The sequence below is a fragment of the Cupriavidus sp. a3 genome (assembly GCF_051015765.1).
GTDB classification, from domain to species: domain Bacteria; phylum Pseudomonadota; class Gammaproteobacteria; order Burkholderiales; family Burkholderiaceae; genus Cupriavidus; species Cupriavidus oxalaticus_A.
Window position 1 is genome coordinate 1,243,790 of sequence record NZ_CP170643.1, and the last position, 15,628, is coordinate 1,259,417.

General features: G+C 65.9%; 15 protein-coding genes and 2 tRNA genes. 7 read left to right on the plus strand and 10 right to left on the minus strand.

The genetic code is table 11. The annotated features are described in order from the left end of the window. Positions 1 to 20: 20 nt before the first annotated feature. Positions 21 to 94 (plus strand) — tRNA-Cys (locus tag ACAD63_RS05865). Between the two features lie 417 nt (positions 95 to 511). Continuing rightward, positions 512 to 1,741 carry a cation:proton antiporter domain-containing protein gene (locus ACAD63_RS05870; RefSeq protein WP_133095548.1) on the plus strand — a complete coding sequence of 410 codons (1,230 nt, stop codon included), beginning with the start codon at positions 512 to 514 and terminating at the stop codon, positions 1,739 to 1,741. A gap of 31 nt (positions 1,742 to 1,772) precedes the next feature. Here ACAD63_RS05870 and ACAD63_RS05875 read toward each other — a convergent pair whose 3' ends face one another. Then, the gene (locus ACAD63_RS05875) at positions 1,773 to 2,702 is read right to left on the minus strand and encodes a LysR family transcriptional regulator (protein WP_133095549.1); all 930 of its coding nucleotides are present in this window, start codon (positions 2,700 to 2,702) and stop codon (positions 1,773 to 1,775) included. Between the two features lie 94 nt (positions 2,703 to 2,796). On the opposite strand from ACAD63_RS05875, the gene ACAD63_RS05880 reads away from it, so the two are divergent. Next, positions 2,797 to 3,900 carry a YeiH family protein gene (locus ACAD63_RS05880; protein ID WP_135705557.1) on the plus strand — a complete coding sequence of 368 codons (1,104 nt, stop codon included), beginning with the start codon at positions 2,797 to 2,799 and terminating at the stop codon, positions 3,898 to 3,900. Positions 3,901 to 4,018: 118 nt separating this feature from the next. Here ACAD63_RS05880 and ACAD63_RS05885 read toward each other — a convergent pair. After that, positions 4,019 to 4,105, minus strand: a tRNA-Leu gene (locus tag ACAD63_RS05885). 208 nt (positions 4,106 to 4,313) lie between these two features. Here ACAD63_RS05885 and ACAD63_RS05890 point away from each other — a divergent pair. From ACAD63_RS05890 to ACAD63_RS05900, 3 genes are all read left to right on the plus strand, one after another. Then, positions 4,314 to 4,646, plus strand: coding sequence for a hypothetical protein (locus tag ACAD63_RS05890; protein ID WP_133095551.1), 333 nt, complete (start codon positions 4,314 to 4,316; stop codon positions 4,644 to 4,646). A 277-nt stretch (positions 4,647 to 4,923) separates the two neighbouring features. Beyond that, on the plus strand, positions 4,924 to 5,181 hold the full coding sequence (locus tag ACAD63_RS05895) for a hypothetical protein (RefSeq protein WP_133095552.1): 258 nt from the start codon (positions 4,924 to 4,926) through the stop codon (positions 5,179 to 5,181). Positions 5,182 to 5,335: 154 nt separating this feature from the next. Next, the gene (locus tag ACAD63_RS05900) at positions 5,336 to 5,743 is read left to right on the plus strand and encodes a heme-binding protein (RefSeq protein WP_133095553.1); all 408 of its coding nucleotides are present in this window, start codon (positions 5,336 to 5,338) and stop codon (positions 5,741 to 5,743) included. Positions 5,744 to 6,019: 276 nt separating this feature from the next. On the opposite strand, the gene ACAD63_RS05905 is transcribed toward ACAD63_RS05900, so the two are convergent. The 4 genes from ACAD63_RS05905 to ACAD63_RS05920 form a co-directional block, all read right to left on the minus strand. After that, positions 6,020 to 6,349: a hemin uptake protein HemP gene (locus ACAD63_RS05905; protein WP_133095563.1), complete on the minus strand. Its 330-nt coding sequence runs from the start codon at positions 6,347 to 6,349 to the stop codon at positions 6,020 to 6,022. A gap of 244 nt (positions 6,350 to 6,593) precedes the next feature. Beyond that, complete coding sequence (locus tag ACAD63_RS05910) at positions 6,594 to 7,007, minus strand: ExbD/TolR family protein (protein WP_133095554.1); 414 nt, start codon at positions 7,005 to 7,007, stop codon at positions 6,594 to 6,596. A 21-nt stretch (positions 7,008 to 7,028) separates the two neighbouring features. Further along, complete coding sequence (locus ACAD63_RS05915) at positions 7,029 to 7,757, minus strand: MotA/TolQ/ExbB proton channel family protein (RefSeq protein WP_133095555.1); 729 nt, start codon at positions 7,755 to 7,757, stop codon at positions 7,029 to 7,031. A gap of 72 nt (positions 7,758 to 7,829) precedes the next feature. Next, positions 7,830 to 8,483, minus strand: a complete 654-nt coding sequence (locus tag ACAD63_RS05920; protein WP_133095556.1) for an energy transducer TonB — start codon at positions 8,481 to 8,483, stop codon at positions 7,830 to 7,832. A 511-nt stretch (positions 8,484 to 8,994) separates the two neighbouring features. Between ACAD63_RS05920 and ACAD63_RS05925 the strand changes: the two genes are divergently transcribed. Beyond that, a complete protein-coding gene (locus ACAD63_RS05925) occupies positions 8,995 to 11,295 on the plus strand; it encodes an AAA family ATPase (protein ID WP_135705555.1) in 2,301 nt (766 codons plus the stop codon). A gap of 22 nt (positions 11,296 to 11,317) precedes the next feature. Here ACAD63_RS05925 and murI read toward each other — a convergent pair whose 3' ends face one another. From murI to ACAD63_RS05945, 4 genes are all read right to left on the minus strand, one after another. Continuing rightward, the gene (murI, locus tag ACAD63_RS05930) at positions 11,318 to 12,127 is read right to left on the minus strand and encodes a glutamate racemase (RefSeq protein ID WP_135705554.1); all 810 of its coding nucleotides are present in this window, start codon (positions 12,125 to 12,127) and stop codon (positions 11,318 to 11,320) included. 127 nt (positions 12,128 to 12,254) lie between these two features. Further along, a complete protein-coding gene (locus ACAD63_RS05935) occupies positions 12,255 to 13,778 on the minus strand; it encodes a fumarate hydratase (protein ID WP_133095559.1) in 1,524 nt (507 codons plus the stop codon). 192 nt (positions 13,779 to 13,970) lie between these two features. Then, complete coding sequence (locus tag ACAD63_RS05940; protein WP_434033546.1) at positions 13,971 to 14,528, minus strand: TIGR00645 family protein; 558 nt, start codon at positions 14,526 to 14,528, stop codon at positions 13,971 to 13,973. Positions 14,529 to 14,640: 112 nt separating this feature from the next. Further along, on the minus strand, positions 14,641 to 15,543 hold the full coding sequence (locus tag ACAD63_RS05945; RefSeq protein ID WP_135706293.1) for a DMT family transporter: 903 nt from the start codon (positions 15,541 to 15,543) through the stop codon (positions 14,641 to 14,643). Positions 15,544 to 15,628: the final 85 nt, after the last annotated feature.

Sequence of the window (15,628 nt, forward strand, 5' to 3'; positions counted from 1 at the left end):
AATCCAGCATCACGTCACCTGGCGGGGTGGCAGAGTGGTTATGCAGCGGCCTGCAAAGCCGTGTACGCCGGTTCGATTCCGACCTCCGCCTCCAGTTGCAAAGCAAAAACGGCGCCCAAGGGCGCCGTTTTTGCTTTGCGCATGTTTAGCGCTCGTTCGCCCAGCCTCGCGCAGCCGCCCCGCGCCGCGAATTGCCTCGCATTTCTGCGCTTTGAGCGCGCGGCGGGCATGTTACATTACTCCTGTCGTACGCTTTTCCGGGTGCGCCGCGCGATGGGTCGCGGCGCAGCATGTCATACGCCATTCCCGATCCGTGATGCGCCTCCAGCGTGTCCGGGGCCGCTGCGGCACTTCCCGTTCTTTCCCTGCTTGTCCCGTTACGAGGCTGCCATCGTGCCGCGCCGACCGCTGGTGCGCGCCGCATGGTGGGTCATGGCATCGTGGCGCGCGGGGAGGGCGGGTGGAATCCAGCCATCGCCGTCCAGCCCCTGACACGAGGAACCCCGCGCGCATGCATCACGCCACCCCGCTCATCAGCACCATCGTCGGTGGTATCGTCCTGGCCTTCGTCCTTGGCGCTATCGCCAGCAAGCTGCGGCTGCCGCCGCTGATCGGCTACCTGTGCGCGGGGATCGTGGTGGGACCGCATACGCCGGGCTACACGGCCGACCAGGCGCTCGCGCCGGAGCTTGCCGAACTCGGCGTGATTCTGCTGATGTTCGGCGTCGGGCTGCATTTCTCGATCAAGGACCTGATGGCGGTGAAGCGCATCGCGATCCCCGGGGCGGTCGTGCAGATCGGTATCGCGACCTTCCTCGGCATGCTGGTGGCGTGGGGTTTCGGCTGGTCGTGGGGGCAGGGGCTGGTGTACGGCCTGGCGCTGTCGGTGGCCAGTACCGTGGTCCTGCTCAAGGCGCTGCAGGAGCGCGACCTGGTGGAATCGCCCCAGGGGCGGATCGCAGTAGGCTGGCTGATCGTTGAAGACCTGGCCATGGTGCTGGCGCTGGTGCTGTTGCCAGCGATGGCGGGTCTGCTTGCCGGCGCCGCGGACGCCGGCGCCGAAGGCAGTCCGGGCACCGGCGACGTCCTGCTGGCGGTGCTCTCGACGCTGGGCAAGGTCGCCGCCTTTGTCGCGGTCATGCTGGTGATCGGGCGCCGCTTTATTCCGTGGATGCTCGAGCGCATCGTCTGGACCGGCAATCGCGAGATGTTCCGCCTGGGCGTGCTGGCGACCGCGCTGGGCGTTGCCTATGGCGCGTATTCACTATTTGGCGTGTCCTTCGCACTGGGGGCCTTCTTTGCCGGCATGGTGCTGGCCGAATCTGAATTCAGCCATCGCGCGGCCGAAGAATCGTTGCCGCTGCGCGATGCCTTTTCGGTGCTGTTCTTCGTCTCGGTCGGCATGCTGTTCGATCCCATGGTGCTGGTCAACGACCCATGGGGCGTGCTGTCGACGCTGTTTATCATCGTGGTCGGCAAATCGCTGGCGGCGATGGGCATCGTACGGGTGTTCGGGCACTCCGGGCAGACCGGCATGACGATTGCCGTCAGCCTGGCGCAGATCGGCGAGTTCTCCTTCATCCTGGCGAGCCTGGGCGTGTACCTGAACATCCTGCCCGAGCGCGGCCAGGCATTGATCCTGGCGGGTGCGCTGCTGTCGATCATGCTCAATCCGGTGCTGTTCCACCTGCTCGACCTGTACACCGCGCGCAGCAAGCGCAGCGAGCCGCAGGCGGCATAGCTGTCCGCGCTCAGGCGGCCCGCAGGAGGCGTCACGCGCCGATACGCGGCGCCATGGTGCGCAGGTATTCGGTGAAGGCCAGCAGGCCTTGCGTCGGGAACTTGTCCTGGTGCACGACCAGTTGCAGCGGCCGCACGATGCGCGGCAAGCCTTCGCGGATCGCCACCAGCGTGCCTTGCGCGAGTTCGTCGCGCACCACGTACAACGACAGGCAACTGACGCCGAAGCCGCTCATCACCGCGCGCTTGATTGCTTCGGCGTTGCCCAGTTCCAGCGCGAAGCGCAGTTCGCCCAGCAACGGCACCAGGCGTTCCTCGATCACCTCGCGCGTGCCCGAGCCCGGTTCGCGCACGATCCATTCGGCGTCGCGCAGTGCCACCAGGTCGTTCGGCGTGAGCGCCAGCGGATGCGACGGGCCAACCACCACCACCATCTCGTCATCGCACCAGTGCATGCTGCGCAGGTCGCGCTCGTGGCTGGCGCCTTCCACCAGGCCGATGTCGGCTTCGAACTGCAGCAGCGACTGCAGCACTTCGCGGGTGTTGCCGATGCGCAGGTCCAGCGTGCAGGGCCCGCTGCGCGAATGACGGAATCCCGCCAGCAGCGGCGGCAGGATATAGCTGCCGATGGTATTGCTGGCCGCGATGCGCAACTGCACCCCGGTCTGTGTGGCAAAGCGCTCCAGCTCATGCGCCTGGTCCAGCAGCGCCAGCGCGCGCGGGAAGAACTGGCGGCCGGTCTCGTTGATGCTGAGCCGGCGTGCGATGCGATCGAACAGCGGGCTGTCCAGCGCACGTTCGAGCTCTGCCAGTGAAGCGCTGACCGCTGACTGCGACATCGCCAGCGCCTGCGCGGCTGCCATGGTGCTGCCGTGCTGGGCCACGGCGACGAAGACGGACAGCTGGCGCAGCGTGAGGCGCAGGGGGCGTTGCTCGGGGCGGGGCTCTGGACGGGATTCCATATCGAAAGAATAGATAACGCATAACGATATTACCCGTTTTACGGGTTAGGGGCGGGCCAGTACGCTGGAGTCACTACATAACAAGTGAACTGCCATGTCTTCCGCCACTTCCAGCAGCGCCCCCCGCACCGCAGTCGTCACGCCGGCAGCGGCTTCCCCGCCCTGGTCACAGCGCCTGCTGACGCTGGTGCCGCTGGGCGGCATTGCCTGGCTGGCACTGGCGCTGGCCGAGCATCCGGCGATTGCCCGCTACGGCCTGAGCGCGCTGACGCTCGCCATGTGCGCCGGCATGGTCGCCGCCAATACGCTGCCGAAGCACTGGCTGGCGCCGCTGGCACCCGGGATGCAGGTGGCGCGCCATTACCTGCTGCGGCTTGGCGTGGCACTGTACGGCCTGCGGCTGACATTCGCGTCCATCGTCGCGCTGGGCCTGCCGGGTATCGTGGTGCCGCTGACGATGCTGGTCGCCACGCTGCTGTTCGGCACCTGGGTCGGCACGACCTTCTTCGGCCTGAGCCGCCGCGAAGCGATCCTGGTCAGTTCCGGCAGCGCCATCTGCGGCGCGGCCGCGGCCATCGCGGTGTCGTCGGTGGTACGCACCGACGATCGCCAGACCGCGGTGGCGGTCGCCACGGTGGTGCTGTTCGGCACCGTCGGCATGCTGCTCTATCCGTATCTGTTCGAACTGGCCAACGGCCATTGGCACTGGTCGGTCAGCGAGCGCATGTTCGGCATCTTCACCGGCGCGACGTTGCATGAAGTGGCGCAGGTGATCGCCGCGGGCAAAATGATCAGCGAGCCGACCGCCGATGCCGCGGTGGTGGCCAAGATGGTGCGCGTGCTGGCGCTGGGGCCGCTGCTGCTGGTGATGGCGCTGTGGCCGCAAGGCAAGGCCGAGGCAGGCCAGGCACCTGCCGGCAAGGGCCGCTTCTCCGGGATCCTGAAGTCGGTGCCGTGGTTTGCGGTGGGTTTTGTCGCGGTAATGGCACTCAACTCGGCCGGCACGGTGCCCGCTGCCTGGAAGGCCCCGTTGATCGCGCTGGATAACTGGCTGCTGGCGTGTGCGATGCTGGCCATCGGCCTGCATACCCGCATCGGCGACCTGGTGCGCGCCGGACGCAAGCCGCTGGCACTGGCCGGGGTGCTGTTTGTGTTCCTGATGGGGGTCGGTGCGCTGATGTGCTACGTGATGGCCTAAATGATGGCCTAAATGATGGCGTAAAGCGGCGTAAAGCACGACCCAGCGCGAAGGATCTGAAGGGGGGGCGAGAGCCTCCTCTTTTGTATTTGGCGCAAGGTTGCCGCTGCGGTGGCCCTGGTGCGGCCGACGGGACTCGAACCCGTACGCCTGGAAAGGCGGCAGATTTTAAGTCTGCTGAGTCTACCAATTTCTCCACGGCCGCACGGCAAGCCCGGTATTGTGGTGGCTTCGCAATCCGGATGCAAGCGCGCCGCAGGCTTTAATTTGCTTGGCCAAGCAGTTGGCGTCGCGGAAGGAAAAAGTGACGCACTGTTACGGCTAGTAACAATGTCGTGCCTTCGGTTGCACCTGGAAAATTCAGGCCCTCTACAATACCGAGTAAGAGAAATCTCAAATTCTGAGAGGCGGATATGAAACGTTGGTGGCTCGCAGCATTCGGTGTCGCAGCCGGGCTGGCATCCGGGGCCGCGATGGCCCATGTGAGCGTCGGCGTCGCGATTGGCGTGCCGGGCGTCGTGGTTGGCGCGCCGGCCTACTATCCGCCCGCTCCGGCCTACTATGCGCCGCCGGTGGTGGTGGCCCCGGCACCGGTCTACTACGGCCCGCCGGCCGTGGTGGTGCGTCCGCGCCCGGTCTACTACGGCCCGCGCTACTATGGCCCGCCGCGCTACTATGGTGGCCATCACCACGGTTACTATGGTCCGCCGGGCTACCGCGGTCATGGCCGCTGGCGTCACGACTGACCGGCCGGCGCCGAAACGCTGTGGAATACAGGGCCCTGCGGGGCCCTTTCCTTTTGGCTTGCATATCGCGACACGAGCCGCAGGCGCCGGTTCCCTGGATGATTCCCTAGTTTGACGCCCATCAAATTATTTGAACGGACTGCTCAAAGCGTCACGTCTATCGTCTTAAGGGTTTTCCCTAAACTAGAGGCATGACATCGCGATGAGGGCGCCTCTTTTTGTTTCAGGAGTCGTCCGCCGCGGTGCCCGTACCGACCAGAATTGCAAGGGGAATCTCATGAAGCTCAAACAATCAATTGCCGCCGCCTCCGTGCTGGCCGCGCTGTGCGCAGTGTCCACCGCCTCGTTCGCCGCGACCGGCAAGCCTGACCCGTACCTGGACGGCGCCCGCATGGGCAAGGTCGATCCGTTCACCGATGGCGCCCGCGTCGGCAAGACCGACCCGTACACCGACGGCGCGCGCATCGGCAAGCCTGACCCTTACACCGACGGTGCCCGCATCGGCAAGCCGGATCCGTACACCGACGGCGCTTGATTGCCGCCGTGTCTGCATGACGAATGGCCCGCCTGTGCGGTCCGCCTGTGCGGGCCATTTTCTTGCCCGCCGCTGCCGCGTGGGCGCGATGACGATGGCATGGGGTGCGGGGTATACTTCGGTCTCCAACCAAATGAATGACCAGGAGAGTGGCATGCAGCAAAAGACGGTTCTGACGGCAGACGATGTGAAGAAGATCATGGCCGCGGCGGAAACCGAAGCGAAGAACCATCACTGGGCTGTGTCCATCGTCGTGGTCGATGACGGTGGCCATATGCTGGCGATGCAGCGCCTGGACGGCGCCGCGCCGATCTCGGCCCATATCGCCGCGGAAAAGGCCCGTACGTCCGCCCTGGGCCGTCGTGAATCGAAGATCTACGAAGACATGATCAACAACGGCCGCTATTCGTTCATGACCGCACCGGTGTTGCAGGGCATGCTGGAGGGCGGCGTGCCTATCGTCGCCAACGAGCAGGTGGTCGGTGCCGTCGGCGTTTCGGGCGTGAAGTCGACCGAAGACGCGCAGATTGCCCGCGCCGGCATCGCCGCTCTGGGCCTGTAATAGCAGGGCCCGTTGCGCGGCACCAGTCGCGCATGAAAGAGCCCCGCAGGCCAGGGCCTGCGGGGCCGAATAAAAAGAGGGCATGGCTGGGTGTGGCCGATATGGCGAGGGGTCTGGAATTCCCGCCGCGGCGCCAGCACCTGGCTACTGCCCAACACCTCGTTCCGAGGTGGTCCCCACAAAAGTCTGTACTGCCACTTGCGTGGCACCCGCGGCAGACGCGGGCCTCAAACAGTTCCCTTCGGCTTCAGCGCATGGCCTTGCCGCCAGGATGCGTCATTTGGTCAGGATCAGCTTGCCATAGCGCGTCACGCGCAGCGTGTAGACCTCGCCGTTATGCAGGATCGGCAGCGTGCTGTTGCCGCGCATGATCGCGTCAAGTGCGACCGGTTCGCCGGCGGGCGCCGACGACAGGCTGTCGCGCACCAACGCTTCCAGCCGGGCGGGCAGGGCGGCTACGGCCGATTTCATGGATGCGATCGTCGACGGGGCTGCTTTCGCGGCTGCGGTCTCGCGGCGCGGCTGGGCCACCTCGACACGGCGCAGCGACAGGCGGCGGCGGGTGACTTCACGCGGTTGCGACAGCGGCAGGGAAAGAGTGCTCATCATCTGGCTCCGGGTCGGCCTGGCGCCATGGGCGCGCAGGGGAAAAGGCATCAGGGGTGCGCCACCGATGGCGCAATCGATGGATGAATCATAAATGCGAATTGTTATCATTACAATAGCATGGATCGAAGATTCGACAAACAGCGATCCGGTCCAGCGCCCTGCAGCGGCGAGCGGCCAGTAAACGAAAAAGGGCATCCGGCGGGATGCCCTTCCAGTGCGCAACGCCTGCCGGCGCGCCTCCTTATTGCTTGGGTTCGGTGATAAAGCCGATCTTGCCCAGGCCGCCGTGCTGCGCGGCGGCCATGACTTCGGCCACGCGCTCGTAGCGCACCTCGCGGTCGGCGCGCAGGTGCAGCTCAGGCTGCGGCTGCTGCTGCGCGGCCAGCGAAATATTGCTTTCCAGCGTGGCCTGGTCCACTTCCACCTGGTTCCAGAACACCTTGCCGCTGGCGTCGATCGAGACGTTGATGTTCTGCGGCTTGGGATCGTTCGGGGAGTTGGTGGCGCGCGGCAGGTCGATCTTCACCGCGTGGTTGATCACGGGGATGGTGATGATGAAGATGATCAGCAGCACCAGCATGACGTCGACCAGCGGCGTCATGTTGATCTCGCTCATCACCTCGTCGTCGTCACCGTCGAGAGTACCGAATGCCATGATGACTTCCTTGCTTGCGGATTAGCGCTGGGCCGCGGCCAGGCGCACGGTGCCGTCTTCGCTGCGGGCACCGGTGGGGCGCACGCGGGCGCCGGTCACGAAGTAGGCGTGCAGGTCGTGGGCGAAGCGGTTGAGCTTGGAGATCACCGCCTTGTTGCCCCGCGTCAGTGCGTTATAGCCCAGCACCGCGGGGATTGCCACGGCCAGGCCGAAGGCGGTCATGATCAGGGCCTCGCCCACCGGGCCGGCGACCTTGTCGATGGTCGGAACGCCCGAGGCGCCGATGCCGATCAGCGCGTGGTAGATGCCCCACACCGTGCCGAACAGGCCGACGAACGGTGCGGTCGAGCCCACCGAAGCCAGCACCGCCAGGCCCGACTGCATGTGCGCCACGGCGTCGTCGATCGAGCTCTTAAGCGAGCGGGTCAGCCAGTCGGAGATATCCATCACGTCGTGCAGCTGCGGCTGGCTGGCGCGGTGGTGCTGGGCGGCTTCCTTGCCGGCGATGGCCAGCGTGCGGAACGGGTTGGCATCATTGGCGCCCAGGGTTTCCAGCGCATGGTCGAAGTCGTCCGAGTGCCAGAAGCGCTTTTCCGCGCCTTGCGCCATCTTCTTCAGGCGCACCAGATCCCAGGCCTTGGTGAAGATCACGATCCAAGAGGCGAGCGACATGATCAGCAGAATGATGGCGGTCGCACGCATGACGAAGTCGCCTTGCGTCCAGAGGTGGGAGAGTCCGAGGTCCTGCATGGGTTGGTTCCTGGTGAGTTCGCTTGGTTTAGGTCAGATCGGATGATCGGAAATCGGGTAGCGGATCGGTGATCAGTTCAGTTCGAAGCCGATTGGCTGCTGCGCCGTGACGGCGATGGCACGGCCGTTGTCCGTGTAAGGCTTGCAGCGCATGGCCTGCACGGCTTCCACAGCGGCCTGGTCCAGGCGCGACGAGCCGCTCGACGACACCACGGAAGTCTTGACGACCTTGCCGCCTTCATCTGTGGTCAGGCGCACCACTGTCCTGCCGGTCTCGCCCATGCGGCGCGATTGAGAAGGATACTTCGGTTGGGGCGGCGTGCACTGGATTTCACCGATGCCGACGGCGCGCGGCGCGGCGGAAACGGGCGCCGGAGCGGGTTCAGGCGGTGCGGGCGGCGCAGGCGGTGCGGCCGGCGCTTCCGGCGCGCTCGGGGTCGGCGGCAGGTTGGCCACCGGCTGCGGAGTCGGCTTGGGCTGCGGCGCCGGCTTGGGCGTGGTCACCTTGACCTGCTTCGGCGGCGTTTCCTGCTTGGGCTTGGGTTTGGGCGGCTCAGGCGGGGCCTCTTGCTTGGGCGGTTCGAGCGGGATGATGCGGGCGACGATCTCGGGGGCGACCACCGCCTCGGTCAGCTTGCGGCCCAGGCCGCTCTGGATCAGGTAGAGCAGGCCGGCGTGGAACAGCAGGACGGCGAGCGTAATCTTGAAGAAGCGTTGATCGAACATGTGTCAACAACAAAAGTCTGCCGGCAGGCGCAGGAGGGCCTGGCTCGGTACAACCAGCGCCACGAGCAGCAGCGACCGTGCGCCATCACTTGCGGTAAAACAGGATCAGCGAGATGCCGCAACCGACCAGCAGGCTAAGCAGCAATTCCATGATAAACGCTCCTTCAACTAGGTTGACGTGGGAGCGCCACTCTGGGGCAGCGTGTCAGCGCGCTAGTATAAACGATAATGATTCTTATTTGTTGTGATTTGTGCGTCGCAACTGGAATTTTCTGCCGCGGCAAGTTATACCGCCAGATCAGGCAGCCGTGTGGAGCGGTTGGCGCTATCTTGCGCGGGTTTGCGCGCCCGCAAGGATCCGTAGCTTCGGTGGCACAGGCCACAGTCGCTGGTGGCAGCTTTGCCTATCCCCGCGCGGTGGGCAGCAAAGCGCGCTAGCATAGGAAGAAACTGCAGACGAGGCGGTGCGCCGGTCGGTCGGCCCCGCCACGGCGAACTCGGGGAACCGTCCATGGATTTCACACGTTCCGCTGAAGATGACCGATCGACGCTCCTGCGCTCCATGCCCGGGGTGTCGTCCAGCTCCGCGCTGGACTGGATGTGCGCGCAATTTGCCCTGCGCGTGGTGTGCGCATTGGGTCCGCGCTTCAACCTGCGCAGCAATATCAACGATGTGCTGACCGTCAGCGCGCAGGAAATGGTGTGGCCATACGGGGTGGTGCTGCGCGTGCAGCGCTTCCTGGCCGCCCGCTGCGCCGACATGCCCGCGTGGAAGGGCGCGGCGCGGCTGACGCCCGAGGAATTCCTGGACCGCCACGGCCAGTGGAACAGTGCCTTCGACGAAAGCGCGCTGTTCTATTACCTCGACGAGTACGTCAAGCACCACGCCAAGGACATGTTCGCCGTGTTCGACGCCTCGGCCGCCGCCATCGCGCAGCGGCTGGACGGCGAGCGCGTGCTGCTGGTGCGCAATATCGACATGCTCAGCCGCGTGCTGGACCTGCCCGACCACGAGCGCAAGCTGCTGCTGTACGCGGCGCTGGCCAAGTACAAGCGCGACCTGCGCGCGGTCATGGTCGATTGCAAGGTGGCGCACAGCCAGGAAGCCTTCCAGATCCTGGCCGGCCTGACCGGTGCCGGGGCGGCCGACGTGGCCGCGTCGCTGCGACCGGGCTCGCGGCTGGAAACGCTGAACCTGATCGAGCAGCCGCTGCCCGAGAACAGCGTCACCGACCTGGGCGACCTGATGCGCCTGTCCGACCGGCTGCTGCACGTGCTGCTGGGCAATTACGCCAACGAGGCCGAGATGATGGCGGTGTTCACACGCCCGGCCGCGCCGCCCACGCTGACCGTCGCCGACTACCCGCATGTCGAGACCGATGCCCGCTACCTGTGCGCGCTGCTCGCCAACGCCACGCGCCAGCACGCCAGCGGCGTCAACGTGCTGATCTACGGCCCGCCCGGCACCGGCAAGACTGAATTTGCGCGCCTGCTGGCGCGCGAGGCCGGTTGCGAGCTGTACGAGGTGGATTGCCTGGACCGCGACGGCAACAGCCTGTCGGGCAAGGACCGCTACCGCTCGCTGCAGGTATCGCAGGCCTTCCTGCGCGGCCGCGCGCATACCGCGCTGCTGTTCGATGAGGTGGAGGACGTTTTCCCCGGCAGCGCGCGCGAGCTGATGAGCCTGTTCGGCCAGGAAGATACGCGCGCGTCGGTCAACGGCAAGGCGTGGGTCAACCAGACCCTCGAGCAGAACCCGGTGCCGGTGATCTGGATTTCCAATTCGATCCGGCAGATCGACCCGGCCTACCTGCGCCGCTTCCAGTTCCACCTCGAACTGAAGATCCCGCCGCCGCTGGTGCGCGAGAACATCATCCGCAAGCACCTGGGTGGGCTCGATGTCAGCGATGCCTTCATCAGCGGCCTGGCCGCCCGCAAGACGCTGACGCCGGCGCAGGTGCAATCGGCGGCGCGTTTTGTCGAGCTGGCGCGGCCCGACGTGGCGGAACCGGTCGAAGCGCTGATCCTGCGCCAGCTGGAGCATGCCGACCGCGCCATGGGCCTGCGTCCGGAGGCCGAGGCCCGCCCGGTGGTCACGCATTACCGGCTGGAAAACCTGCACCTGGAAACCCGCTACGAGGTGGTGAAGATCGTCGATGCACTGCGCGTGCGCCAGCGCGGCACGCTGTGCTTCTATGGGCCGCCCGGCACCGGCAAGACCGCGCTCGCCGAGCATATCGCCGCCGAGCTGGACCTGCCGCTGATGATCCGGCGCGCCTCTGACCTGATGAGCAAGTACGTGGGCGAGACCGAGCAGCAGATCGCGGCCATGTTCGCGCGCGCGGAGGAAGACGGCGCGGTGCTGTTGCTGGACGAGGCCGACAGCTTCATGCAGAGCCGCCAGCAGGCGGTGCGCAACTACGAGATCTCAGAGGTCAACGAGATGCTGCAGGGCATGGAGCGCTTCAACGGCATCTTCATCTGTACCACCAACCTGTTCGACCGCATTGACGAGGCCGCGCTGCGGCGCTTCTCGTTCAAGATCCGCTTCCTGGCGCTGAGGCCGGAGCAACGGGCGGCGATGTTCGTCGACGAAGCGCTGGGCGGCGACGCCACGCTGCTGACCGATGCCATGCGGCGCGAGTTGGATGCGATGGATTGCCTGACGCCAGGCGACTTCGCCACCGTCAAGCGCCAGTGCGTGCTGCTGGGCGAGGCGCTGACGCCGGACGAATTCCTGGCGCAGCTGCGCCAGGAACATGCCATCAAGCCGGAGGTGCGGGAGCACCGGCCGCTGGGCTTCCTGCAATAACCTGCCGCAGGGCAGGCGCCGGCTAGAACGCTGGCGCCGGCTCGATCACCACCGTTTCCGCATCCGCGTCCACCCGCAGCAGCGCTGCTGCCATCGCGCGCAAGTGCGCGGCGTCCTTGGTGGAAACGAAGCGGTCGCGCGGCAGCGCGCCGGTGTCCGCGCAAAGGCCGTGCTCGGCCAGCTTGCGGGCGAGCTGGCGCGCAATGGCGCTGCCGGTGTCGACCAGCGCCAGTTGGTCTCCGACCATCTCGCGGATCGTGCCGGACAGGAAAGGGTAGTGCGTGCAGCCCAGCACCAGCGTGTCCGCGCCGGCTTCGAGCATGGGAGTGAGGTAGGCATCGAGGCGCTCGCGCACGGCGGGGCCGTCGAGGTCGCCTTGCTCGATCAGCGATACCAGGCCAAGGCCGGCCTCGCAGATAAAGCGGCTTTCGTGCTCGAGCGAGGTCAGCAGCCGGCCGAACTTGGCGCTCTTGAGGGTGTTGGCGGTCGCCAGCACGCCCACCACCTTGCTGCGGCTCGCCGCGGCGGCCGGCTTGAGGCCGGGCTCGACGCCGATGATCGGCACCGGCAGCCGCTCGCGCAAGGTCTGCACCGCGTGCATGGTCGCCGTGTTGCAGGCGATCACCAGCGCCTTGCAGCCCTGGCCGAGCAGCCATTCGCACGCCTGCAGCGTGCGCGCCTCGACGAACGTCTCGGGCTTCTCGCCGTAAGGCGCATATTTCGAGTCGGCGAGGTACAGCAGCGATTCTTGCGGCAGCAGCGCGCGGATCTCGCGCAGCACGGACAGGCCGCCAAGGCCGGAATCGAAGATGCCGATGGGTGCTGGGTTCACTGGGATGCGAGGACGACTGGAAAGGACTGGAAAGAAGAGGGCAGAAAAAAGCCGGGTCGGAACCCGGCTTTTTCGAGTGCTAGGGCAGATTCTACCGCCTCGGCGTGATGCGCTCGCGTGGCGATGCTTACAGCGCGGCGACCGGAATCTTGCCGATCTTGGCCTGCCACTCGGCGGGGCCGGTCTTGTGCACCGAGGTGCCTTCGCTGTCCACGGCGACCGTCACCGGCATGTCCTTGACGTCGAACTCGTAGATGGCTTCCATGCCGAGGTCTTCGAAGCCGACCACCTTGGCTTCCTTGATCGCCTTGGCCACCAGGTAGGCGGCACCGCCCACGGCCATCAGGTAGGCCGACTTGTGCTTCTTGATGGCCTCGATTGCCGCCGGGCCGCGCTCAGCCTTGCCGATCATCGAGATCAGGCCGGTTTCGGCCAGCATCATCTCGGTGAACTTGTCCATGCGCGTGGCGGTGGTGGGGCCGGCCGGGCCGACCGCCTCGTCGCGCACCGGATCGACCGGGCCGACGTAGTAGATCACGCGGTTCTTGAAGTCCACCGGCAGCTTCTCGCCCTTGGCCAGCATGTCGGCGATGCGCTTGTGCGCGGCGTCTCGGCCGGTCAGCATCTTGCCGTTGAGCAGCAGGGTCTGGCCCGGCTTCCACGAGGCGACTTCTTCCGGCGTCAGCGTGTTCAGGTCCACGCGCTTGGAGGTCTCGGTGTTGGGTGCCCACTCGACCTCCGGCCATTGCGACAGGTCCGGCGCTTCCAGCTTGGCCGGGCCGCTGCCGTCCAGCGTGAAGTGCACGTGGCGGGTGGCGGCGCAGTTCGGGATCATCGCGACAGGCTTGGACGCGGCGTGCGTCGGGCAGGCCATGATCTTGACGTCCAGCACGGTGGCCAGGCCGCCCAGGCCTTGCGCGCCGATGCCCAGCGCGTTGACCTTCTCGTACAGTTCGACGCGCAGTTCCTCGACCCAGTCCTTCGGGCCGCGGGCGATGATGTCCTGGATGTCGATGGATTCCATCAGCGATTCCTTGGCCATCACCATCGCCTTCTCGGCGGTGCCGCCGATGCCGATGCCCAGCATGCCCGGCGGGCACCAGCCGGCGCCCATGGTCGGCACGGTCTTCAGCACCCAGTCGACGATCGAGTCCGACGGGTTCAGCATCACGAACTTGGACTTGTTCTCCGAGCCGCCGCCCTTGGCCGCGACCTGGATGTCGACGGTGTTGCCCGGCACCACTTCATAGTGGATCACGGCCGGGGTGTTGTCCTTGGTGTTCTTGCGGCCGCCTTCGGGCGGGCTGACGATCGAGGCACGCAGCACGTTGTCGGGGTGCGTGTAACCGCGGCGCACACCCTCGTTGATCATGTCGGTCAGGCCCATGGTGGCGCCGTCCCAGCGCACGTCCATCCCCACCTTGACGAAGACCGTGACGATGCCGGTGTCCTGGCAGATCGGACGCTTGCCTTCCGCGCACATGCGGCTGTTGGTCAGGATCTGTGCGATCGCGTCCTTGGCCGCCGGGCTCTGCTCCAGCTCATAGGCGCGGCCCAGGCTGGTGATGTAGTCCATCGGGTGGTAGTAGCTGATGTACTGCAGGGAGTCGGCGACGCTCTGGATGAGGTCTTCTTGCTTGATGACTGTCATTTTGTGGGGTGGGCAGCGGTGAAACACAGGCCGAAATCATACACTGCCCCGGGGCTGTCTGCCCGGCTGCATACATTGGTCTACAGCCTCCTGGGGTGTCGCCGGCGCCTCATGGCGCGGACACCGAACGCCAAATGCAAAAACCGCGGCGCATGGCCGCGGTCCGGAGGCAAGTACTGGCTTTTGGAAAGCTTAATGTGATTCGCGCTTGGTATGCGCGCCGGCCGGGTGCGACACCATCCGGTCGACATACGCCATCGCCACCGCAGAGGCCAGGAACGCCACGTGGATGGCCACCTGCCACATGATGGTGTGGGTAGTGCGCTGTTCCGCATCGATAAACGTCTTCAGCAGGTGGATCGACGAAATCCCGATCAGCGCCATCGACAGCTTGACCTTGAGCACCCCTGCGTTGACATGGTCCAGCCATTCCGGCTCGTCCGGGTGGTTGTCGATGCCCAGGCGCGAGACGAAGGTCTCGTAGCCGCCCACGATCACCATGATCAGCAGGTTGGAGATCATCACCACGTCGATCAGCCCCAGCACCACCAGCATGATCTTGTTCTCGTCGAACTCGGTCACATGTGCCAGCAGATGCCAGACTTCGACCAGGAAATGGTAGACATAGACGCCCTGGGCCACGATCAGGCCCAGGTATAGCGGCAGCTGCAGCCAGCGCGACGCGAAGATGATGCTCGGGATCGGCCGCAGGCTCTGGGCCTGCGGCTTGGTCATTGGATTGGAAGCCATGGGCGGGGCGAAGAGTGGAAAAATTGCGGCGAGTTGAAAATCGGCGTGGATTGTACCAAGCGACGATGGCAGCGCTGTGTTACCAGCAGTAACCGGTGCCACGCCACGCCGTTCAGGTTCCCGCGCGCGGATCGGCGCCCGCCGCCTTGCCGCGCCACGCGCCGCGCGCAATCCGCCCCGGCCAGCTCGCAAGAACGATTCCGGCCAGCACGCAGGCCAGCGCCACGCCGTGCGGCCAGCCCGGCTGCTCGCCCAGCACAGCGATGCCGTAGGTGGCCGCTGCCACCGGCAGCACCGAGGTAAACACGCCCGCCAATTGCGCCGGCACATGGCGGATGCCCTTCATCCACAGCCAGAACGAGAACACGCTGGCCGACAGCGCGTACCACAGCAGCATCAGCCAGGTCTGCGCCGGCACCGTGGAGGCGTCGAAGGTCAGCAGCGGCACCAGCCCCAGCGGCAGCATCAGCAGGCCGCCGATCAGGTGGGTATAGGCGCAGATCTCGATCGCGGCCAGTGTCTGCGTGAGGCGGCGCGACAGGATCACGTAGACCGATTCGCACAGCACCGCGCCCAGGATCATCAGGTTGCCGAGCCAGGCCTGGCTGTTTTCGCCGGCGCCGTGCGCATCGCTGCGGGCGATGTTGAGCACGGCGATGCCGGCCACCGCCAGCAGCACCGAGGCCACGGTGCGGCGCGACAGCCGTTCGCGCAGCACCAGCCAGGACAGGATTGCCACCGTGGCGGGAATGGTGCTGGTGATGACCCCCGCGGCCATGGCGCTGGTCAGCCGCACGCCGTTGAGCATCAGCAGCGTGAACAGGAAGGTGCCGAAGAACGCCTGCAGGAACAGGTTCAGCCATTCGCCGCGCGACACCCGGCGCATGCGCGCCGGCCGGTACCACGGCGCCAGGCAGACGATGGCGATGACGAAGCGCAGCAGCGCGAACAGCAGCACCGGCACATGGGCGATGATCGATTTGCCCAGCCCCACATTGCTGCCGACCAGCGCCATCGATCCGACCAGGAACAGTGCGTGGATCGGGGAGAAAAGCCGAGAGTGGGCAGGGGCTGAAGTGGAGGTGTTGGTGGGCACGGTC

Coding starts and splice junctions, on each gene's coding strand:
- ACAD63_RS05890 (WP_133095551.1), top strand. CDS start 4,314: ATGAAACGTTGGTGGCTCGCAGCATTCGGTGTCGCAGCCGGGCTGGCA.
- ACAD63_RS05875 (WP_133095549.1), bottom strand. CDS start 2,702: ATGGAATCCCGTCCAGAGCCCCGCCCCGAGCAACGCCCCCTGCGCCTC.
- ACAD63_RS05910 (WP_133095554.1), bottom strand. CDS start 7,007: ATGGCATTCGGTACTCTCGACGGTGACGACGACGAGGTGATGAGCGAG.
- ACAD63_RS05925 (WP_135705555.1), top strand. CDS start 8,995: ATGGATTTCACACGTTCCGCTGAAGATGACCGATCGACGCTCCTGCGC.
- ACAD63_RS05915 (WP_133095555.1), bottom strand. CDS start 7,757: ATGCAGGACCTCGGACTCTCCCACCTCTGGACGCAAGGCGACTTCGTC.
- ACAD63_RS05895 (WP_133095552.1), top strand. CDS start 4,924: ATGAAGCTCAAACAATCAATTGCCGCCGCCTCCGTGCTGGCCGCGCTG.
- ACAD63_RS05920 (WP_133095556.1), bottom strand. CDS start 8,483: ATGTTCGATCAACGCTTCTTCAAGATTACGCTCGCCGTCCTGCTGTTC.
- ACAD63_RS05945 (WP_135706293.1), bottom strand. CDS start 15,543: ATGGCGCTGGTCGGCAGCAATGTGGGGCTGGGCAAATCGATCATCGCC.
- ACAD63_RS05900 (WP_133095553.1), top strand. CDS start 5,336: ATGCAGCAAAAGACGGTTCTGACGGCAGACGATGTGAAGAAGATCATG.
- ACAD63_RS05880 (WP_135705557.1), top strand. CDS start 2,797: ATGTCTTCCGCCACTTCCAGCAGCGCCCCCCGCACCGCAGTCGTCACG.
- ACAD63_RS05940 (WP_434033546.1), bottom strand. CDS start 14,528: ATGGCTTCCAATCCAATGACCAAGCCGCAGGCCCAGAGCCTGCGGCCG.
- ACAD63_RS05870 (WP_133095548.1), top strand. CDS start 512: ATGCATCACGCCACCCCGCTCATCAGCACCATCGTCGGTGGTATCGTC.
- ACAD63_RS05905 (WP_133095563.1), bottom strand. CDS start 6,349: ATGAGCACTCTTTCCCTGCCGCTGTCGCAACCGCGTGAAGTCACCCGC.
- ACAD63_RS05935 (WP_133095559.1), bottom strand. CDS start 13,778: ATGACAGTCATCAAGCAAGAAGACCTCATCCAGAGCGTCGCCGACTCC.